Raw genomic sequence first — 21,045 nt, 5'->3', positions numbered from 1 at the left:
TGAAAGAACTTTCCCAAAAGGGCGCCCAGGGTGCCGTTTTAGGCTGCACTGAACTGGGGCTGCTGATAAAACAGGCGGACACCTCCGTGCCCCTTTTCGACACCGCCGAAATCCACGCGGTGAAGGCGGCCGTTCTGGCGATAGAACTATAAAAGCAGAGAATGGATAGAATCAACATACGGGGGGCCGCTTTTACAGCGGCCCGCCGTATTTCGACGGCTTAAAACCGGATGACCCGGGGCGCCTCCGTAAAGGAGGAGATGGTGGCCTCGGCGTCCTTCAGATAAAAAACCTGAGTGTTTCCATCATCGGCCCGGTATCTCTTTTTCAGATTCGGGTAAGCGTCCAGCATGTGCTGCTTTGCCTCCAGCCGGTCGTCTTCCACGGCTGTGGCCGCGATCCGGATCCACTTGCCCTCCGCCAACCCGCAGATCTCGATCTTCGGGTTGGCCGCCAGCTGTCGGGATACGTTTTTGACCCTGCCGGTCTGGATATAGAGCTTCCCCTCGAACAGATCCGCCGTGCCGAAGGGACGGACCCGGGGCTGATCCCCCTCCGCGGTGGCAAGATAATAGGTCCCGCACTTTTTTAAAAATTCGTAGACTTCCCGCATGACTGTTTCCTCCCTGGTTTAATGACTTGGATAACTTTTCCTGATGTTATTGAACCACAAGACGGCGGAAATTTCAAGTTTCCAAAGCCCATATCAAAGCTGAGGGCGGCCGGGAATGCCGCGGGAACACGGCGGATAAAAATGGATCGGGAAAACGGACCGGGGGATTGACAATGCGCAGGGAATTGAGTATACTGTTTATAGACCATACGGTCTATAAACAGTATACTGCTTTGGGGGAGCTGCACTTGAAAGAAAGCGTGTTTGGGCGGGAAGCGGGACTGCTGGAGGCGGCTTTGGAGGAGTTTTCCGAAAAAAGCTACGAAGACGCTTCCCTCAATGCCATCCTGCGCGGCGCAGGCATCAGCAAGGGTGTGTTTTATTATCACTTCGCGGATAAAAAAGCGCTGTATCTTTTCCTGCAGAAAGCCTCGGCGGAAGCCAAATGGAAGTTCATCGACGAAAATGCTTCCCTCCAAGGGGCTGCCTGCGGGGATATCTTTGAACAGTTCAGGCGGCAGGCCCGGCTGGCTGCGGAGTTTGCCGCCCAATATCCGCGGTTTCATCGTCTGGGAGAAATGCTTGCCAAAGAGAGGGGAAACCCCGTCTATGAGGAGGCGATGAAGGCGCTGGGCGGAAGCGCGGAGAGCGTGATTGCCCCTATGGTGGATCAGGCCGTCCGGGAAGGAAATTTAAAAAAAGAATATTCCAGGGAATTTCTGATTCGACTCCTGAGTTATTTATTCGGACATTTCCATGAAATCTTCGATAGGGAGGAGGAGCGGGGCCTCGAAAGCGTTCTCGCAAATCTGGACACATATATTGACTTTATTCGGCATGGAGTGGGAAATGAATAGGGGGTAAGCATGAAGAGAAAAAACGGACGAATCGACATGGCTCTCGCGATCCTTTTTGCCGGCCTGTCTTTGGGGTTTGTTGCGTGGATGGCTGCAAGCCCCGGTTTTTTTGACTGGGCCTTTGCAAGACACCAAAATCAGCTCAGCTGGTATATACGCCCGCTGTTTCTGATTCCCTTCTGCCTGGCCGCGTACAAGAGAAGCTGGGCCGGAATATTTGCCACGGTGTTTTTTCTTCTTACCAGCATGCTCTGGTTCCCGGTGCCGGATGCGGCGGGGGAGCAGGTTAAGGCCTTTCTCCAGATGGAAAAGGAATATCTCCTCGGCCCCTGGACACCGGGAAAAATCCTGGTTACCCTTTTGGTTCCCGCATCTTTGGCTGCACTGGCAGCGGCGCTCTGGAAGCGCAGTCTTTGGCTCGGCATATCCGTCCTCATCTTTATAGCCGTCTCCAAACTGCTTTGGAGCGTGGCCTTCGGCGGCGAAGCGGGTCTTAGCATACTGCTGCCCGCGGCGGTGGGATTGGGGCTTTGCATCCTTTGCATCGTAATTGGGTTTAGAAGACTGGAAAAGAGAAAAAAGAAAACCCTGTGAATAAGCCCTCTCGTCTCCGCCGAAAAACAGGCTCTTTCCGGGGAATACGGCAGGGGCACGGGAATGAATTTCCCGTGCCCCTGCCGGTTTGGTGGGGAAAGATATCAGCGAATCATTACAAAATGCCCCGCCGGAACCATCGCTCCGGCGGGGTCTGCGCATTACTTTTTAACGGCCTGCCGGGAGGGTTTCTTTTTGCTTTCCCCGGCCAGCTTCTTTTCCATATCAAGAACCGTCAGCGTGATTTTCATGATGGAGTCGGGATTGAGGGACATGGAGTCGATCCCCTCTTTCACCAGGAACTCGGCAAATTCGGGATAATCGCTGGGCGCCTGGCCGCACAGGCCGCTGTGGCGGTGGTTCCGCTTGGCGCCCTGGATGGACATGGATACCATCTGAAGGACCCCGGGGTCTCTCTCGTCGAAATCGTGGGCCACCAGCGCCGAATCCCGGTCCACTCCCAAAGTCAGCTGGGTCAGATCGTTGGACCCGATGGAGAACCCGTCGAACACCTGGCTGAAGGCGTCGATGGAGATGACGTTGTTGGGGATTTCGCACATGACGTAGACTTCCAGCCCGTTCTCCCCGCGTTTAAGCCCGTTCTTCGCCATTTCGTCCAGCACCCGCTTGGCTTCCGCCACCCGGCGGCAGAAGGGGATCATGAGGATGAGGTTGGTAAGGCCCATTTCTTCCCGGACCCGCTTCATCGCCCTGCACTCCAGAGCGAAGCCTTCTTTATACCGATCGTCATAGTACCGGGAGGCGCCACGGAACCCGATCATGGGGTTTTCCTCTTCGGGTTCGAAATATTTGCCGCCGACTAAGCTCGCGTATTCGTTGGTCTTAAAGTCGCTCATCCGGACCACCACCGGTTTCGGATAGAAGGCGGCCGCGATGGTCCCCACGCCGCTGGCGAGCTTTTCAACGAAGTACTCTTCCTTGCTTATGTACCCGAAGGTCAGGTCCTCGATTTTTTTCTTGACTTCGGGATCCTGTACCTGCTCGGGATGCACCAGGGCCATGGGATGCACCTGGATATAGCTGCCGATGATGAATTCCATCCTGGCAAGGCCCACGCCGTCGTTGGGGATCATGGAATTGGAAAAAGCCTGGTCCGGGTTTCCCACGTTCATCATGATCTTCGTTCTCGGACGCTTGAGGCCTTTCAGGCTGATGGTGTCCACGTGGAAGGGGATCTTTCCGGAATATACCTTGCCGGTGTCTCCTTCTGCGCAGCTGACGGTGATGTCCTCGCCGGTCTTGATGGTTTCCGTGGCGTTCTCCGTGCCCACCACGGCGGGAATGCCCAGCTCACGGCTGATGATGGCGGCGTGGCAGGTCCGGCCGCCCCGGTTGGTCACAATGGCGGAGGCCGTCTTCATCACGGGCTCCCAGTCCGGCGTGGTAGTGTCGGAAACCAGAATTTCACCGGGAATAAAAGTGGAAAGCTGGCTCAGGTCCCGGATGACCCTGGCTTTGCCGCTGCCGATCTTCTCTCCCACGCTCTTTCCGGTGGTGAGAATCGGACCGGTCCCTTCCAGACGATAGGTCTGCAGAACATCCAAAGACCGGGCCGACTGCACGGTTTCCGGACGAGCCTGTACGATGAACAGCTCTCCGCTCCCTCCGTCCTTGGCCCACTCAATATCCATGGGGCGATCCTTGCCCGCGTGGCCGGAATAGTGATCTTCGATGATGAGGGCGTATCCCGCCAGTTTCAGCACGTCGTCGTCACTGAGGCAGAAGCGCTTCCTGTCGTTTTCGGGGACATCCACCATGCGCGTGGGAGAATCGGCCCCGGCTTCGGAATAGACCATCTTAATCCGCTTTTCTCCCAGTTCCTTGCGGACGATGGACCGGTATCCCTCCCGGAAGGTGGGCTTGAACACATAGTATTCGTCGGGATTGACGGCGCCCTGAACGATGGTTTCCCCCAGCCCGTAGCTGCCGGTGATGAACACCGCGTTTTTAAACCCGGTTTCCGTGTCGATGGTGAACATGACGCCGCTGGTGGCAAGATCAGAGCGGACCATCTTCATAATCCCGATGGAAAGCGCCACGTCAAAATGATCAAAATGATTGTCGATCCGGTAGGAAATTGCCCGGTCGGTAAAAAGGGATGAGAAGCACATGCTGCAGGCGTGCCGCAGAGCGCTCTCACCCCGGATATTCAGATAGGTCTCCTGCTGGCCGGCAAAAGAAGCGTTGGGAAGATCCTCCGCGGTTGCCGAACTGCGCACCGCCACATCCGTTTCCCCGCCGTAAAATTCACACAGACGGGCATAAGCCTCCCGGATCTCTTTCCATACCGGCTCAGGAATCCCGGCTTTCAGGATCAGCTCCCGGGCCTGCTTGCCGCGGACGGCCAGATCCGATACGTTGGTCTTATCAAGGCCCTCCATGGTTTTGCGCAGCGCGTCCTGAATGCCGCCTGCTTCCACGGTTTTCCAATAAGCGTCTGCCGTGATGGCAAAGCCGTTGGGGACCTTGACGCCCCTGGCGGTAAGCTCACGGTACATTTCCCCCAGAGAGGCGTTTTTTCCTCCCACCTTGGGGATATCCCCGATCCCGATTTCCTCAAACCAACGGATATACTTAGCATCTTGTTTTATCATGATTACCACTCCTTCCGCTGCGCTCAGCCGCACAGTAGTAATAATTAATAACAGATATGCTGTTTTCGCCGCCAGCTGTCTGCTGCTTTCCGTCATTATATCACAGTTCAAAATAAAAATCCCTATATTTTTGATATTTTGTATAAGAAATAAAAACAGAAATTTTACACAAAAACGGCGGATAATAAAATGGAGGATGATACCCTTCTTCGATATATGGTATACTGAGCATGCAGAACACGCGCCGGAAGAAAAACAGGCTATTGAAATTCGCAGCGTGAAACAAAGATTACAACGGACAGGCAGGAGAAAACATGACCAAAATAGTTGTATCGAAATCCGGGGAGCGCAGAGCGGCGTGCGGGCATCCCTGGGTTTTTAAAACCGACATTGTTCGCTCGGAAGGGCATGTGGACGACGGGGACTTCGTGGAGGTTTGCAGCGACAGAAAAAAACTTCTGGGGGTCGGGTACTACAATTCCAGATCCCAGATCACGGTGCGGTTGCTCACCTGGTATCAGGAACCTTTGGAAGAGGACTTTTTGTATCGCAGAATCCTTGCCGCCTGGGAATACCGCAGGCGCTTCGCCGACCCGGAAAGCTGCAGGGTGGTTTTCGGCGAGGCGGATTTTCTTCCCGGGCTGATTGTGGACAAATTTTCCGACGTTCTGGTCATTCAGACGCTGGCGCTGGGCATCGACCGGTTCAAGGAGCAGATTGTGGAATGCCTGAAGGATATTATTAAGCCCTCCGGGATTTTCGAGCGAAACGATGTCCCCGTGCGGGAGAGGGAGGGGCTGGATCAGCGGAAGGGATTCCTTTCGTCTCCCTTCGAAACCCGTGTGCGAATGTCGGAAAACGGGATCCTTTTCGACGTGGATGTGGAAAACGGGCAAAAGACGGGATATTTTCTGGATCAGAAAGAAAACCGGGCGGCTATCTCGCCCTTCGTGAAAGATGGAAAGGTGCTCGACTGCTTCTGTCACACCGGTTCTTTCGCCCTTCACGCGGCCGGATTCGGCGCCCGGGAAGTGCTTGGAATCGATAGCTCGCCTCATGCTGTGCAGTTTGCCGGAGAAAACGCGAAGCTCAATTCCCTGGAGGACCGCTGCCGTTTCGAAACGGCAAACGCCTTCGACAAGCTCCGCTCCCTCTGGGATTCGGGAGAAAAATTCGATGCGATCATTCTGGATCCGCCGGCCTTCGCCAAATCCAGAAATGCGCTGGAGGGAGCGGTGCGGGGATATAAGGAGATCAACCTCCGGGCGATGAAATGCATTGAAAGCGGCGGGTTTTTGATTACCTGCTCCTGCTCCCAGCATGTGAGCCGCGAGCTATTCCTGGACATCCTGTACGACGCCGCTGCGGACGCGAGGCGAAAAGTGCGCCTTATTGAGTTCCGATCCCAGGCCAAAGATCATCCCGTGCTCCTGGCCGCTCCGGAAACCGACTACCTGAAATGCGCAATCCTTCAGATCATATAGCCGCGTCGGAGGTTGGGAATTGACAGAAGTGATATAAAGCGATAATATGGTAATACAAAGATAAAGCACGGCAATTACTCAATTTATGATTAAATCAGGGTATTACTATGAAGGGATGGATTAAAATGAAAAAACTCATTGGAATCGCACTTGCCGTAACGATGGTACTTTCCATGACCGTAATGGTGGCCTCCGCCGCTGGCAACGACTACAGCCGGTTCAACAATCCCGGGAAGGGACACGACTGGAGCACCGTATACGACGGAAACAGCAACGACAACAGCAATACACAGCACAATGAAAACGGATATCAGAATCATATACCTTCGCTTATTGCGCAATAAGCGTTTTATCACGAGATTGAGAAAAACAGTAAGGGAGCGGCCGGAAGCGGCTGTTCCCTTTTTATATGGGGGAACGGTTGCCGTTTCCTTCTGGAATATGGTATGATGGCACATGGATGCGGTATGCCGGCGTGAAAGCGAAAAGGAAGGGCATCAATGTCCGAATGCTTTCCCCGCCTCATGCCGCCGGAGCCGAAAAACTGGACGGAGGAAAAACAGAATGTATGAATTGATTCAGGTGGGAGAGAGGACCTATTACATCGACTGCCCTGCCAAAATAGGCATACATCTCTGCCGGGAGGGCGCATGGCTCATCGACAGCGGAAACGACAAGGAGGCGGGGAAAAAGGCGCTGCGGATTCTCACAGAGCGTTCCTGGCCGCTTCTGGGGATCATAAACACTCACTCCAACGCCGACCACGCCGGTGGCAATGCCTATCTTCAGGAGAAGACGGGCTGCCGGATCCTGGCTACGGGCATGGAGGGAGCGGTGATCCGCTATCCTGTCCTGGAGCCTTCCTTTCTGTACGGCGGATATCCCTGTAAACCGCTGAAAAACAAGTTTCTCATGGCGCAGCCCGGCCGGAGGGTCGAAAATCTTGAACAAGGGCTGCCCGAAGGCCTGGAACTTATGCGCCTGGGCGGACATTTTTTCGACATGGTGGGGATCCGGACTTCCGACGACGTCTGGTTTCTGGCGGATTGCCTTTTCGGAGAGGAGATCCTCCGGAAGTACCACATGTCCTTCATCTATGACGTAAAGGCATACCTGGAAACCCTGGACACGGTGGAACATCTGAAAGCCCAATGGTTTGTGCCGGCCCACGCAGAAGCCGCTCGGGACATCGGGCCTCTGGCCCGGCTGAATCGGGAGAAAGTGCTGGAGATATCCGAAACGCTTCTGTCCCTTTGCGATAAGCCCCAAACAATTGAGGAGCTTCTGCGGGAAGTATTCAAACTGTATGGCCTCGCCATGGATTTCAATCAGTATGTTCTGGTGGGAAGCACGCTGCGCTCCTATCTCTCTTACCTTTACGACCAAGGAAAGCTCTGCGCCCGTTTTGACGACAGCCGGCTGCTGTGGGAGATCAGAAGGGAACCCGGCGGTGACAAATAAATACAATGGATTGTTTTTCTCAGGGGCGGCTTCGGCCGCCCCTTTTTTATGGGAACAACCCGAATACCACCGAAAACCTGAAAAGCCCGGGAGAACCCGGTGGCGGAAGAGAGCATATACTGGCATAGCATGCAAAAGAAAATTCCATTGAGAAATAGAAGCGCTTATGCCGTCAGGATTGGAGGAAATTACGTGTCTGAGAGCAAAGAAACCCAGCTGTCCCAATCCGATATCCTCTCGGAAAATACGGACAGATCTTCAGAGCAACTGCGCTCTGTGCATAGAAATAACAGTGGAGCAGCCTGCTGCTTCTGCCGCGGCCCCAGGGGACCCCAGGGCCCCCCCGGTCCAAGAGGAGCGACCGGCCCCACCGGCCCCACCGGCCGAACGGGCGATACAGGTCCGACGGGGGCGACAGGTCCCACGGGTCCCACGGGTCCAACGGGTCCAACGGGTCCCACAGGTCCAACGGGTCCGACAGGTCCCACGGGTCCCACGGGTCCGACAGGTCCCACGGGTCCGACAGGTCCCACGGGTCCAACAGGTCCCACGGGTCCGACAGGTCCCACGGGTCCGACAGGCCCGACCGGTCCGACAGGTCCGACAGGTCCTACGGGTCCCACAGGCCCAACCGGCCCTTCAGGCCTTGGAAACGTTCCTTACGCGCTGTTTACGGACAATACAACCCAGATACCGGGCGATACAAACCCCACCCTGGTCACTCTCTCCACCAATGAGGAACTCAATGGGATCTCCCACATACAGGGCTCCGGGACGATTGGTTTTCTTACCGAAGGGATCTATCTGATTACCATAACGGCACAGCTGGATCAGACAACGGGCGCGGCCACCGTGCTTGAAATCTGGCTGCGGAAAAACGGTTTCAACGTGACCAATTCCATCCGCAGAAGCACCCTTCAGACGGCCAATTCCAGCATGATCGCGCCGCTGAATTTCCTGCTTCCCATGGCAAACGGCGACAATCTGGAAATCTTTCAGTCCGTCAGCAACGCGACGAGAAACGCGGGGCTGTACGCCTACACGGCCGTGGGGGGGCCTTCGGTTCCGTCCGTTATTGTGACAATTCAGTATATCAGCAGCATATGATCCGAAGCGGCTTATGGGTGTGGAGGATCAACTGAATAAATGGGCCTGCAAAAAAGCATAAACTGCAGGCTCATTTTTATGCTTGGGGGGACGATTTCCAAATGAAATATAAAATCTGCGTATACGCCATCTGCAAAGATGAAGAAGCGTTTGTCGAACGGTGGATGGACTCCATGCAGGAGGCGGACCTGGTGGCGGTGACGGACACCGGCTCCCGGGACGGTACGGCGGAACACCTGAGGAGAAGGGGAGCTCAGGTTTTTGCGGAAACGGTGGAACCCTGGCGCTTCGACATCGCAAGAAATCTGTCCTTGGGACACGTCCCGGAGGATGTCGACATCTGCGTGAGCACCGACCTGGACGAGGTCTTTTCCCCCGGCTGGCGCGGCTGTCTGGAAAAAGCCTGGAGACCGGGCGTGAATTCCGGCCGATACCTTTATAACTGGAGTTTTCGCCCGGACGGGACTCCAGACGTGCAGTTCCAGTATTTCAAGGTTCATGAAAAACGGGGATACCGGTGGGTTTACCCGGTGCACGAGGTGTTGCGCCGGGAAGGTGCGGAACCGGAAAAAGTGGTGTTTATCGACGGAATGGTGCTCAATCACCATCCGGACCCCGAAAAGTCCAGGAGCAATTACCTTCCGCTTCTGGAGCTGGGAGCGGAAGAGGACCCGACGGATGCCAGGATGGCGTATTATCTTGGACGGGAATATATGTACAGGGAACGCTGGGAAGACTGTATCCGCGCCCTGATGCGATATCTGAATCTTCCCACCGCGCGCTGGACGGAGGAGCGGTGCGCCGCCATGCGGTGGATCGCCGAGTCCTGCCGGAGCCTGGGAAAAACTAGGGAGGCGAAACGCTGGTATTTAAGGGCCGTTGCGGAGGCTCCCGGCATGCGGGAACCCTGGGTGGAAAGTGCGAAGCTGGCCTTCCAGCTGGAAGACTGGCCCGCCGTTTTTTACATGACGACCCAGGCGCTGAAAATAAACAAAAAGTCCTCCGTGTATATTAACCAGGGCTATGCCTGGGACCATACGCCCCACGACCTGTGCGCCGTCGCCTGCTACCACCTGGGAATGTATGCCGATTCCCTGGACCACGCGCAGCGGGCCCTGGAACTGACGCCGGGGAACCCGCGCCTGGCGGAGAACGTGCTGCTGATCCGGGAAAAGCTGAGGGAGGAAAAGGGGGAAGGTATTAGCGGGTAATTGTAATGAACGGTGCGTACCCATCCGGATAACATGGTAACGTGGAGCCGCAGGGCGATTAAGATGTGCAAAAGAACAATATATTGCAGAATTATACCGGTAAAACATTGTAAAAGCAGGCCGAATTTGATAAGATAAATGTGCTTTAGCACAATAGACTGTCAAAGGAGACATGCTTATGAACCTGAAAAGACCCAATGGAAACGATGCCACCAGGACGGCAAACCGTTCCAAAGACGTAGTGCCTTCCAGTGGACTGTGTTCCAGGTGCATCGACGGCTGCAGGGGAAACTGCGAGGTATTCAAGGCGACCTTCCGCGGCCGGGAGCTCATTTATCCGGGCCCCTTCGGGGATATCACGGCGGGAGCGGACAAGGACTACCCCGTGGACTATTCCCACCTGAACATCCAGGGATATGCGCTGGGCGCTAACGGCCTTCCCAATGGCGTGGAGGCGAATTCCGACAGCGCGATTTTTCCCCGGGTGTCCACCGAGACCTCCTACGGCTGGGAGAAAAAAGTGAAGATGAGCGTTCCCATTTTTACGGGCGCTCTGGGTTCCACAGAAATCGCGAGAAAGAACTGGGAGCACTTCGCGGTGGGCGCCGCTCTTTCCGGCGTGACCATCGTGTGCGGGGAAAACGTGTGCGGCATCGACCCGGAGCTGGTGCTGGATGCCAGCAACAAGGTGAAAAAGGCCCCGGATATGGACCGGAGGATTGAAGCCTACCGAAGGTATCACAGGGGCCTGGGCGAAATCCTCATCCAGATGAATGTGGAAGACACCCGCCTTGGCGTGGCGGAATACATCATAGAAAAGCACGGAATCGAAACTATCGAACTCAAATGGGGCCAGGGCGCAAAGTGTATCGGCGGGGAAATCAAGGTTTCCTCTCTGAAAAGGGCCATGGAACTGCAGAAAAGGGGCTACATCGTAACCCCGGATCCCTCCGACCCGGTGAACCAGGCCGCTTTCCGCAGCGGCGCCATCCGCGAGTTCGAGCGCCACAGCCGCCTGGGCTTTGTAAGCGAAGAAGGGTTTTTCAGAGAAGTGGAACGGCTGCGCAGCCTCGGCTTCAAGCGGATCACCCTGAAAACGGGCGCCTACAGCCTGCGGGAGCTGGCCATGGCTATCAAGTGGTCCTCCCGGGCGAAGATAGATCTTCTCACCATAGACGGGGCTTCCGGCGGAACCGGGATGAGCCCCTGGCGCATGATGGAGGAGTGGGGAATCCCGAACTTGTACCTGCATTCCGCCGCCGCGGAATTTGCTTCCATCCTGGCGTCGAAAGGCGGACGGGTTCCGGACCTGGCTTTTGCCGGCGGCTTCAGCTCGGAGGACGGGGTGTTCAAAGCCCTTGCTCTGGGAGCGCCCTTTGTCAAGGCGGTGTGCATGGGCAGGGCCCTCATGATCCCGGGCATGGTGGGGAAAAACATCCAGCAGTGGCTCCGTGACAAGGATCTTCCAAAGACGGTGAGCGATTTCGGTTCCACCCCGGAGGAGATCTTCGTCTGCTACGAGCAGGTGAAAGAACTCGTGGGCACCGGGGAGATCGGAAAGATTCCCCTGGGCGCCGTCGGCATCTACAGCTATGCCGATAAGATCCGCGTGGGGCTTCAGCAGCTCATGGCGGGCGCGAGGTGTTTCAGCCTGGAGAGCGTCACCCGAAAAGAGCTCATGTCTCTCACCGAGGAATGCGCACGGGTGACCGGGATCCCTTATCTCATGGACTGTTACCGGGAAGAAGCCCTGGATATTTTAGGCCGCTGAAAAAATTATGATAAGAAGGCGGCGCCGGTTCCGGCGCCGCCTCAGTTTTATGTGGGGAAGATGCGTTATTTGAAAGTGTTGAGCCGCTCTTCACAGCGCTTCAGAATCCCCGCAACGATTTCCCAGTCCAGCCGGTGGATCGGCAGAAAAGGCTTTGGAGGCTCCTCGTCCGTACCGATTCGTTTTTCCATCCAGACCACGTCGCGCCAGGAGCCGAACTTATATCCGGTCAGGTGGTATACTCCCAGGTCCCGGAAACCCAGGGCCCTGTGAAGCCCCTGGCTCTTGGGGTTGGGTAGGGTGATCCCCGCGTAGAGATTCCGGATGTTTTGCAGTTCCAGAATTTCAACAAGCGCGGTGTAGAGTGTCCGGCCGATTCCGTTTCTTTGGTGATCCGGGGAGAGATAAACGGACAGTTCCGCATTCCATCCGTAGGCGGCCCGTTCCATCTGCCGGTGGGCGTAAGCGTATCCGACGATTCTGTCGTCCAGAAGGCACACAAGATAGGGGTAATCTTTGGCAATATCCCGGATGCGGCGCCGGAAAGAATCCGGATCCGGAACCCTGCATTCAAAGGTGATTGCCGTTTTCTCGATATAGGGCGCATAGATGTCTAAGATTTCATTGGCGTCCGATTCCCTTGCCGGACGGATTGAGTATTCTGTCATATGTTACCTCCGAAAGCATCCAGCGGCAGATTCCTGCACAAGTATACAGCGAAAACGGCTGCCCGCGCAACTATGCGGGCAGCCGTTTTTTTAATTTTTTGTTGATCTCGCGGCAGTGGACAGCGCTTTTTGGTTGAGCCTGAAGGCAGGATTACTCCGTCTGTCCCGTGCACGTTCCCAGGCCGCAGCCCGTGCCGGATTGGCCGTTCCCGTGTGAACCGCGGTTCATGCTGCCGGTTCCCGTGCCCGTTCCGGCGCCAAAGCCTCCGAATCCGGCCCCCGTTCCGGCGTTTCCGCCGCTGCCCGTGCCGTCGCAGTCGGCCTGATGGGCCTCCATGGCTGCGAGGATCTCGTCCGCTCTTTCCTGGGTCATTGCACCGGCAGCAACTCTCTCCGCCAAATTTGCGCGCTTGATCTCCAGCATTTCCGCCCGGAACTCAGACAGAACGTCGGACGAGCTTGCGATGGAACCGTACGTTTCTCCGGACTCCGTCTTGTCGGCGATTACGCTTTCCACGGTATTCCCGGTGAGGCCGGCGACGATATCCGCCGGGGAACTATAACCGGATACGGCCAGCGCGGGAATGGAGATTGCTCCGACGGCAAGGACTGTGGCTCCTGCCAGTGCCAATTTTTTCAGATGTTTCATTTTTTAAATTATTCTCCTTTTTAAATCAGTTTATAAATGGTTTTACCGGCTTGCGCCTCTGAAATATCGCCCCTGATTTCCGGCGGCGGTACCGCTTTCCAAACGGTCGGCGTTTTTCTCAAAGGCTGCCAGATGGTTTTCGGATGCGTTTTTCAGCGCGGTAAATACCGCCCGGACATCATCCGGCAGATCCTGCTTCAGAAACGCCTCATACATGCTGATATTGCTGATTTCCGCTTCCACGCTGGCCTTGTAGGCATCCAGCAGGGAGCCGGGAACCGCCGTGTATTTCTCCGCCGTATTCTCCGGCAGGACTACGCCATATTCTTCAAACAGAGGTTCCAGTTCGGATATATGGGTCTTTTCGGCTTTGATGATGTTTGTAAACGGATTTTGGGTACCGTATGCGTCGGTGATTGTCTCGTATTCGGCAAGAGCCAGATATTCGTCTTCAATCGCGTAAGTGAGCATCTCCGGCAGAGTGTAGGTTTCGTCTTCCGTTACCGCCGCCGACCCGAAGCTGCCGTCGGCCGCCAGCGCGGGGATGGACACCGCTCCTATTGTGAGGGCCGCGAGGAAGACCGCGGTGAGTTTCTTGACAGATTTCATTTTATTCACATCCGTTTCGGTTATTTGTGGTTGTTTCGCCTTGACTATGGCTTCAGTATGCCGGACGGCTGTGTTGAAAGTGTGTCTTAACGGAAACGATTTCGTGCTGTTTAATACTGTTCTTCCATTAAAAAGCAAATAAGATTTGCGAGGAAATTTTATGTCTTGCAAGGCCGAGGAGGAGAGCGGGCTGACGCCCGCCGACGACGAGAACGCGGCAGGGTGGAAAATTGACCGCAAAGATGTTTGCTCTTTTAGTGGAAGTACAGTATAAGGGTAAAAAACATACTTTTGCCACGCATCCGGATTTTCCCCATGGTATAATATAAGTAAGGGGTGATGATATGGCTACGGTCCTGATAGCCGACGACAACAGGCAGATCAGTTCCATTTTGGAAGAATACGCGAAAAAAGAAGGACACACGCCCTATGTTGCCTTCGACGGACAGGAGGCGCTGGAGCTGTTTCACCGGGTCCATCCGGACGTGGTGCTGTTGGACGTGATGATGCCCAGGATGGACGGTTTCGAAGTATGCCGGGAGATCCGGAAAACCTCGGACACGCCGGTCATAATGGTAACGGCAAGGGGAGAGGACTTTGAGCGGATCATGGGGCTGGATATCGGAGCCGACGACTACATCGTGAAGCCCTTTTCCCCCGGCGAGGTCATGGCCAGAATCCGGGCGGTGCTCCGCCGGATCGCCAGGGAAGACGCGAAAAAGGGGCAGGTATTTTCTTACGGGAATCTGACGGTGGACCTGGACGAATATACGGTGACCATAAACGGGGAGAAGGTCCTGCTCACGAAAAAGGAGACCGAAATTCTATGGACCCTGGCCACAAACCAGAACAAGGTGTTCTCCAGAGACAATCTTCTCAACAGCCTGTGGGGGTATGAATATTTCGGAGATACCCGCACGGTGGACTCCCATATCAAGCGGCTGCGCGCAAAGCTGGACGAGTTTCCTCATGACATCTGGGAAATCAAGACCATCTGGGGCGTCGGATACAAATTCGAGGTGAAGGATGAAAAGTAGGATAACCCGGAAACTGACGCTGTATTTTACAGCGGCGCTTCTCCTGTTCGCCGTGGCCGTGGGCGTGGTTTTTATCGCTCTGTTCAGGACACAGACGATAGACAGTTATAAAAGCGACCTGGAAAAGCGCGCCGTTTCCATTGCGGGCGCTCTGTCCGAATATATGGGTGCTGATAACTCCGGCGGAAGAGGGATGGCGGGAAGCGGCGCGGGCGGGCTGGGGGCCTATCTGCGCCTGATTGACGACATCGCCATGACGGATGTCTGGATTGTGGACGAGGATCTGAACCTCATCACTAATACGCAGATGTCCGGGAAAACCTATAATTATGCCGACCTTCCGGAAGACGCAGACCAGGTGGTACAGGAGGTCTTCCGGGGAAACACCACCTTCAGCGAGGGCTTCAGCGGCCTGCTGGACGCCCCCACTTTGACGGTGGGGACTCCCATCGAAGTGGAAGGGCAGATTGTCGGAGCCGTGCTGCTCCATTCCCCCGTGGAGGGGATGGATCGGGCGGTGACGCAGGGGATCGGTATTCTGGCCGTAAGCACGGCGGCAGCGCTGGCCCTGTCGGTAATTTTATCCGTTCTGCTTGCCCTGACGTTTACAAAGCCCTTGGAAAAAATGGAGACTTCCGCCCAGCTTCTGGCTCAGGGGGATTACACGGCAAAGACCGGCGTCCGGCAGAAAGACGAGATCGGCCGGCTGGCGGAGGCCATCGACAGCCTCAGCGAAAAGTTGGAGGACGCCAGGCGGGAGGGCGAAAAGCTGGACAAGCTCCGCCGCGATTTTGTCGCCAACATATCCCATGAGCTGAAGACCCCGGTCACCGTACTGCGCGGTTCGCTGGAGGCTCTGTGCGACCAGGTGGTGACCGAGCCGGAACAGGTGAAGGAGTATTACCGGCAGATGCTCCGGGAGAGCCTTTCCCTGCAGCGGCTGGTAAACGATCTGCTGGACCTGTCCAAGCTCCAGAACGCCGATTTTAAAATGGAACTGCGTGAGCTGAACCTCTGTGATATTTTGAACGACGCGGTCCGAAGCGCCCGGCATCTGGCGAAGGAGAAGCGCGTCGAGATCCTTCAGGATTATGATGTTCCGTCTTTCCTGTTTTCCGGGGATTACGGGCGGCTTCGCCAGATGTTCCTGATCGTACTGGACAACGCAGTGAAATTTTCGCCCGACGGCGGCGAGATCCTTGTCTTGCTGAAAGACGGCACGGTATCCGTCAGCGACAAAGGAACCGGGATTTCCGAAGAGGATTTGCCCTATATTTTCGAGCGGTTTTATAAAACGAAGTCGGAGGAAAACAAGAACGGGTCCGGGCTCGGCCTCGCCATCGCCAGGCAGATTGCGGACAGGCACGGCATCCAGCTGTCCGTCAGCAGCAGGGCCGGCGAGGGCACGACGTTCCGGTTTCAGTTTCAGCGGACTTGAAATGTGAAAATAGACCTGCGATGATAAATCGTAGGGCTCGGTTTTTCTAGAACCCTGGTTTTCACGGGAATGATTAAGGGAGACTCTTTAACTTTGTATAATCGCTGATGTACTCCATACGGGTCGAACGGCTATTTCTTTTTTGACTTGGGGATGCTGCCGTGATAGTATAATGAATGTAATTAATTTACAGGAAAATATACCCTGCAGACGGAAAGTGAGAACGCTCCGTTTTGAGGGGAATCCGTAAAGGGAGGAAAGGCTGTGAAAGAGTATTTTCATTATTTCAAAGCATCCGATGGAGCCGATATCGAGTATGTGGATGTGGGAGCGGGGAAGCCTATGCTTTTTGCCCATGGATTTTCCGGCAGCGCGGAGATGCAAATTCCTATGTTTGAGCGCATCAAGGATAAATTCCGGTGTATTTCCTTTACCCAAAGGGGCTATGCTGGACTGAGCGGCATCAGCCCGGGAACCTGCGCCTCGGGGACACTTGGTCCCCATATTTCGGCCAGAGATGCAAAGGAACTCCTGGAGCACCTGGGCCTGGAAAACGTCAACTATATCGGATATTCCATGGGGGCGACGGTACTGTTTGCCTACGTGAGGCAATATGGCTGTACCCATTTGGAAAGAGCGATTATCGTGGATATGACGCCGAAGCTGATAAACGACGGGACCTGGAACCACGGCCTTTACCAGGGACATTACACGAAGGAGCAGTATGAAAAGGACCTGCGCTCTATGGAGGAGGAGTATTCCCGATTTAACCGCTATTTTATGACTCAGGTGCTGCTGCCCCACACCGCGCAGGAACACCGGGACTATGTATTCACCCCGCAGCACAGGGCGATTCTGGAGCAGGTGGTCAAAATGAGCGGTATTCCGGGCTTTACCGTGGACGGCCTGATTACGGTGCCCAGAACAATGTGGGCCGTCAACAAGGCTTACTGGAGGGGAATGGGAGACAATGATTTCCGGGACGTGCTGCCCAAAATTACAGTGCCCGTAGCGCTTCTTTACGCTCGGCCCGGCTCTATTTACGACCAGGGTACGGCGGAATACATGTATAAAAACATTCCCGGCGCGACGCTTACCTACTCCGATGACAGCACCCACTTTTCCATGGCGGCGGAGAAAATGGAGAACCTCATCCGCCTCATCAAAGAATTTTTCGCCTGACCCTAAACGGGATAAAAACGGAATAGGCCCGCGGACGCTTCAAAAGGCAAGCGGCCGCGGGCTTTACATCTCTCATACGATTTTCCCAATAAAGGATAGACAAGATTTGCGGGGGAATTATTCTCCTGCAAGGCCGAGTAGGAGTACGGGCTGACGCCCGCCGACGATAAAAACGCTGCAGAGCGGGAAATGAACCGCAAAGATGTCTGCTTTTTCGTGGATAATAGTATCAGATTCCGTGCTGCGGTTAAAAAGAATATGAAAAGGAACAGGAAGCCGTGGATGGACAATCATTCCCCGGCGCTTACGTATAACTCTTCCGCCTACTGCCGGGCCTGGATTAGCAGGGTTGTGGCGAGAATGTATTCTCTCGTGTCCGGTGCCCTGATTGCCTCCGTTTTCTTATTGAAAAGAAGGGTATAAAGCCTCCGATAGTCCGCCATCCGACCGCCCTCTTATGAATATTGCGTCATTCTTGCGTCGTTTCTACATATTATTAAAATGCGACGTTAAAATAAAGTCAATACTTCATCAAAAGGAGGCGCGGTAGGATGGAAGAATCTTTGGCCAGATACACGTTCCGTGTCAGCCCAATACTGCTGGATAAGTTGAGATACATTGCTGAATTCGAGGGCAGGTCAAAAAACAAAGAACTCGAACAGCTTGTTAAAAAGCGAATTGAGGAATTCGAATCCAGACACGGCGCCATTCCCACGGATGGAAAAAAAAGGTAAAATAATAAGAAGGACAGGGAGGCCCTGTCCTTCTTTCTGTATTCAAAAGAAATAGCTGCAATGTATGCAAGATAAGGCAAAACGCCGGACCCGGAGTTTTATTTCGCGGCTGCGCCCCTCCCGGAGATGAGCCAGGGGGCGGGGAAGGGTTCCAGCATGTTCTTGCTGTTGACCCGGGAAACGGCGATATGGATCGTTTCGGTGCGCTCCAGACCGTTTTCCAGGAAAAAGGCGGAAAGGGAGGAGAGAATTTCAAAGTCCAGTGTGTAGATTACAAACCGCATAGAGGGATTCATGGCCAGAAGGCGTTTTATTTCCCAACCGAGCCTGGGGGAAGCCACAATAAAGGCGATGTCCGGCGCCGGAAGACTCTTCAGCGCGTCATCCTCCAGGGATTGTACGACGCTTACGTTGTTGAGGCCGAATTTTTCTGCGTTTGCCTTCATGGTGCTGTAATCCCGGCTGTCGTACTCCACGGCGACGACGCTTCCCCCGGAGGCGATCATGGCTGCCTCCACGGCGATGCTCTCCCCGGATATGACGCAGATGTTGTCCCGGTCTCCCAGATTCAGCTTGCTCATGATAACGGCGCGGACCTCCCGGCACACATAGTGCACCGAACCGCAGGAGAAACGGCTGTTTTCCATGCCGATCTGGTAATTGGCGGCGGCGTTGGGATTTAGGATCAGCATGGCGGCCGAGGCGTTGATCCCGCGGTTAATCATATAGGAGAGCTTGTTGTGCTTGATTTCCCCCGTGGGGCTCGAGCCCTCGTTGTACCAGATGTCGCAGTCGCCCAGCTCCGCGTTCCACATGTCGTAAAAAATATCCGGGTGTCCCGCGTCTGTGAATACCAGCACTGCCCGGCTGCTCATAACGGCGGGGATCAGGTTTTTGTTTTCTCCGGTGATGTCCAGGAGCTTGATTTTCGACAGCTGGATATCTAGGTTTTTTGAAAAATACTGAAGCCAGGACAGGATGACTTCGTTGGTAAATATGCTCTGTTCCACAAATAGCCCCCCTTATTATACAGTATTCTACCATACTTTCAGGATTTGTGAAGAGCGGTAGCTGCGTGAATTTTAACTGCGGATCCGGACCCGCCTGCGTCTTTGAAAAGAAGGCATATGAAAGGCCGTGACACCGGAGCCGTTTGAAGGACTGGATTCAGTTTTTGTTGAAAGTTAGCTGTATCAATGATATAATCGTAAAAACGGATTGGGAAGGATTGGATGCAGATGGCGCATTACGACCAGGATTTGATCGACTCCTCCGGAGTTTTCAGAGCTTTGAGCCACCCTGCCAGATTGTGCGTGGTGAACAAACTGACGACCACCGTTCTGACGGTGGGACAGATGCAGGAGTGCCTTGGCATGTCCCAGTCCAATGTTTCCCAGCACCTTTCCATTCTGAAGAGCAGGGGAATCATCAAAGGGGAACGGATCGGCTCTGAGGTGTTTTACTCGCTGGCGGATGATAGAATGAAGGATCTTGTGAAAATTTTTCTGAATGACTGATAGGGCTTGATTATTTTTTTAATAATGATATTATGGTATCATGATATTATAACTGTATGATATCATGATAATTTTTACATTCAGGAGGCTTTTATTGTGAAAACAGACGTATTGGTCATCGGCGGAAGCGCCGCGGGACTGGTGGCGGCGACGACGGCAAAATCCAATCATCCCGATAAGAAAGTCACCCTTGTGAGAAAAGAAGAAAAGGTCATGATTCCCTGCGGGATCCCTTATATTTTTTCCACCGTCGGCACCAGCGAAAAAAACATACTGCCCGATGCCGGTCTAAATCAGCTTGGCGTTGAGATCAAGTTCGGCGAAGTGACAGATGTGGATACCGATAAAAAAATCGCGAAGGTGAAAAACGGAGAAGAGATTGAGTACGACAAGCTGATTCTGGGCACGGGCTCCAGGCCCGTTGTGCCCGGCTGGCTGAAAGGAACGGAGCTTGCAAACGTCTTTACGATTCCCAAGGACAAGTTGTACCTGGATGACACCAAGGAAAAACTGAAGAACCTGAAAAAAATCGTGATTGTGGGCGCCGGGTTCATCGGGGTGGAAACCGCGGATGAACTTCAGTCCAACGGCCATGAAGTGACCATTGTGGAGATCATGCCTAGAATCCTGGGACTGGCTTTTGACGAAGAATTTGCCGCCGCGGCCCTGGAAAAGCTGACGGCGAGAGGCGTCGCGGTAAAGACGGGGATGGCCATTCGGGAAATACTGGGCGACGGTAAGGTCGCGGGAGTCAAGCTGGACGGCGGCGAGACCATGGAAGCGGACGCGGTCATCCTGGCTCTCGGATACGCGCCAAACAGTGATCTGGCCAAAAAGATGGGCCTTGAAGTTAATGAGCTGGGATTCGTCAAAGCCGATCAGTATAAAAGAACGTCGAAAAAGGACCATTTTGTCATCGGCGATTGTTCCGAAAAAAGGGATTTTCTCACAGGAAAGCTCAGTCGGATCATGCTCGCCTCGGCCGCGTGTGCTGAAGCAAGGGTGGCCGGCCTAAACCTCTATTCCCTGTCCACCGTAAGCACCTTCCGGGGAACCATCGGTATTTATTCCACCTGTGTCGGCGACACCGCCTACGGAGTGGCGGGGCTCAACGAAGTATCGGCCAGAAACGAAGGGTTTGATATCGTGACAGGGAGCTTTACCGGCATTGATACCCACCCCGGATGCATGGCGTATTCCCAGAAGCAGACGGTCAAGCTGATCGTCTCCAAATGCGGCGCGATCCTGGGCGGAGAAACCATGGGGGGCAGAAGCGTAGGGGAGCTGACCAATGTCATCGGATTTGCCATTCAGAACAAGATGACCGTCAATGACCTTCTGGTCGCCCAAATCGGCACGCATCCCATGCTGACGGCTTCTCCGGCGGGATATCCCCTCATCAAGGCCGCGGAAGTGGTGGCAAAGGAACTGAGAAAGAAGTAAGAGGTCTTCTGTACTTTCCATGATAGAAGCAGACCGGCGCCGCTGCTGAAGCGGC

At 54.5% G+C, this 21,045-nt stretch carries 20 protein-coding genes; 14 read left to right on the top strand and 6 right to left on the bottom strand.

Annotated elements, in window-relative coordinates; translation table 11 throughout:
* Positions 1-220: 220 nt before the first annotated feature.
* A complete protein-coding gene (locus B9A13_RS12905) occupies positions 221-613 on the bottom strand; it encodes a pyridoxamine 5'-phosphate oxidase family protein (protein WP_084235572.1) in 393 nt (130 codons plus the stop codon).
* Positions 614-786: 173 nt separating this feature from the next.
* Here B9A13_RS12905 and B9A13_RS12900 point away from each other — a divergent pair, with 173 nt between their 5' ends.
* Entirely contained in the window at positions 787-1,470 is a 684-nt protein-coding gene (locus B9A13_RS12900) for a TetR/AcrR family transcriptional regulator (protein ID WP_084235571.1), read from the top strand.
* 9 nt (positions 1,471-1,479) lie between these two features.
* The gene (locus B9A13_RS12895; RefSeq protein WP_084235570.1) at positions 1,480-2,064 is read left to right on the top strand and encodes a hypothetical protein; all 585 of its coding nucleotides are present in this window, start codon (positions 1,480-1,482) and stop codon (positions 2,062-2,064) included.
* Between the two features lie 161 nt (positions 2,065-2,225).
* On the opposite strand, the gene ppsA is transcribed toward B9A13_RS12895, so the two are convergent.
* Complete coding sequence (gene ppsA / locus B9A13_RS12890; protein WP_084235569.1) at positions 2,226-4,679, bottom strand: phosphoenolpyruvate synthase; 2,454 nt, start codon at positions 4,677-4,679, stop codon at positions 2,226-2,228.
* A 314-nt stretch (positions 4,680-4,993) separates the two neighbouring features.
* Here ppsA and B9A13_RS12885 point away from each other — a divergent pair, with 314 nt between their 5' ends.
* From B9A13_RS12885 to B9A13_RS12860, 6 genes are all read left to right on the top strand, one after another.
* Positions 4,994-6,163, top strand: coding sequence for a class I SAM-dependent rRNA methyltransferase (locus B9A13_RS12885; RefSeq protein WP_084235568.1), 1,170 nt, complete (start codon positions 4,994-4,996; stop codon positions 6,161-6,163).
* A gap of 125 nt (positions 6,164-6,288) precedes the next feature.
* Positions 6,289-6,507: a hypothetical protein gene (locus tag B9A13_RS12880; protein ID WP_084235567.1), complete on the top strand. Its 219-nt coding sequence runs from the start codon at positions 6,289-6,291 to the stop codon at positions 6,505-6,507.
* Between the two features lie 220 nt (positions 6,508-6,727).
* Complete coding sequence (locus B9A13_RS12875; protein WP_084235566.1) at positions 6,728-7,624, top strand: MBL fold metallo-hydrolase; 897 nt, start codon at positions 6,728-6,730, stop codon at positions 7,622-7,624.
* A gap of 852 nt (positions 7,625-8,476) precedes the next feature.
* The gene (locus tag B9A13_RS14500) at positions 8,477-8,731 is read left to right on the top strand and encodes a hypothetical protein (RefSeq protein WP_242942866.1); all 255 of its coding nucleotides are present in this window, start codon (positions 8,477-8,479) and stop codon (positions 8,729-8,731) included.
* A 101-nt stretch (positions 8,732-8,832) separates the two neighbouring features.
* Positions 8,833-9,942: a glycosyl transferase family 2 gene (locus B9A13_RS12865; protein WP_084235565.1), complete on the top strand. Its 1,110-nt coding sequence runs from the start codon at positions 8,833-8,835 to the stop codon at positions 9,940-9,942.
* A gap of 178 nt (positions 9,943-10,120) precedes the next feature.
* Positions 10,121-11,713, top strand: coding sequence for an FMN-binding glutamate synthase family protein (locus B9A13_RS12860; RefSeq protein ID WP_084235564.1), 1,593 nt, complete (start codon positions 10,121-10,123; stop codon positions 11,711-11,713).
* A gap of 65 nt (positions 11,714-11,778) precedes the next feature.
* Here B9A13_RS12860 and B9A13_RS12855 read toward each other — a convergent pair whose 3' ends face one another.
* The 3 genes from B9A13_RS12855 to B9A13_RS12845 form a co-directional block, all read right to left on the bottom strand.
* A complete protein-coding gene (locus B9A13_RS12855) occupies positions 11,779-12,381 on the bottom strand; it encodes a GNAT family N-acetyltransferase (RefSeq protein WP_084235563.1) in 603 nt (200 codons plus the stop codon).
* 151 nt (positions 12,382-12,532) lie between these two features.
* A complete protein-coding gene (locus tag B9A13_RS14170) occupies positions 12,533-13,030 on the bottom strand; it encodes a hypothetical protein (protein WP_084235562.1) in 498 nt (165 codons plus the stop codon).
* A 42-nt stretch (positions 13,031-13,072) separates the two neighbouring features.
* Complete coding sequence (locus B9A13_RS12845) at positions 13,073-13,639, bottom strand: ferritin-like domain-containing protein (RefSeq protein ID WP_084235561.1); 567 nt, start codon at positions 13,637-13,639, stop codon at positions 13,073-13,075.
* A 344-nt stretch (positions 13,640-13,983) separates the two neighbouring features.
* Here B9A13_RS12845 and B9A13_RS12840 point away from each other — a divergent pair, with 344 nt between their 5' ends.
* The 4 genes from B9A13_RS12840 to B9A13_RS12825 all read left to right on the top strand — a co-directional run bounded on the left by B9A13_RS12840 (position 13,984) and on the right by B9A13_RS12825 (position 18,030).
* Positions 13,984-14,676 carry a response regulator transcription factor gene (locus tag B9A13_RS12840; RefSeq protein ID WP_084235560.1) on the top strand — a complete coding sequence of 231 codons (693 nt, stop codon included), beginning with the start codon at positions 13,984-13,986 and terminating at the stop codon, positions 14,674-14,676.
* Complete coding sequence (locus B9A13_RS12835) at positions 14,666-16,114, top strand: sensor histidine kinase (protein ID WP_084235559.1); 1,449 nt, start codon at positions 14,666-14,668, stop codon at positions 16,112-16,114. Before B9A13_RS12840 ends, B9A13_RS12835 begins: the two co-directional genes overlap by 11 nt.
* 264 nt (positions 16,115-16,378) lie before the next feature.
* Positions 16,379-17,296 (top strand): alpha/beta fold hydrolase, encoded by a 918-nt coding sequence (locus B9A13_RS12830; RefSeq protein WP_084235558.1) that lies wholly within the window; start codon positions 16,379-16,381, stop codon positions 17,294-17,296.
* Between the two features lie 551 nt (positions 17,297-17,847).
* A complete protein-coding gene (locus tag B9A13_RS12825; protein WP_084235557.1) occupies positions 17,848-18,030 on the top strand; it encodes a TraY domain-containing protein in 183 nt (60 codons plus the stop codon).
* Positions 18,031-18,128: 98 nt separating this feature from the next.
* On the opposite strand, the gene B9A13_RS12820 is transcribed toward B9A13_RS12825, so the two are convergent.
* Complete coding sequence (locus tag B9A13_RS12820) at positions 18,129-19,040, bottom strand: bifunctional cobalt-precorrin-7 (C(5))-methyltransferase/cobalt-precorrin-6B (C(15))-methyltransferase (RefSeq protein WP_084235556.1); 912 nt, start codon at positions 19,038-19,040, stop codon at positions 18,129-18,131.
* A gap of 222 nt (positions 19,041-19,262) precedes the next feature.
* On the opposite strand from B9A13_RS12820, the gene B9A13_RS12815 reads away from it, so the two are divergent.
* Both B9A13_RS12815 and B9A13_RS12810 read left to right on the top strand, forming a co-directional pair.
* Complete coding sequence (locus B9A13_RS12815; protein WP_242942865.1) at positions 19,263-19,547, top strand: ArsR/SmtB family transcription factor; 285 nt, start codon at positions 19,263-19,265, stop codon at positions 19,545-19,547.
* 96 nt (positions 19,548-19,643) lie between these two features.
* Positions 19,644-20,990: an FAD-dependent oxidoreductase gene (locus B9A13_RS12810; protein WP_242942864.1), complete on the top strand. Its 1,347-nt coding sequence runs from the start codon at positions 19,644-19,646 to the stop codon at positions 20,988-20,990.
* Positions 20,991-21,045 lie beyond the last annotated feature (55 nt).

The sequence above is a fragment of the Papillibacter cinnamivorans DSM 12816 genome (assembly GCF_900176335.1).
Lineage (GTDB): Bacteria > Bacillota > Clostridia > Oscillospirales > Oscillospiraceae > Papillibacter > Papillibacter cinnamivorans.
This window is presented reverse-complemented; position numbering and strand designations above follow the sequence as displayed.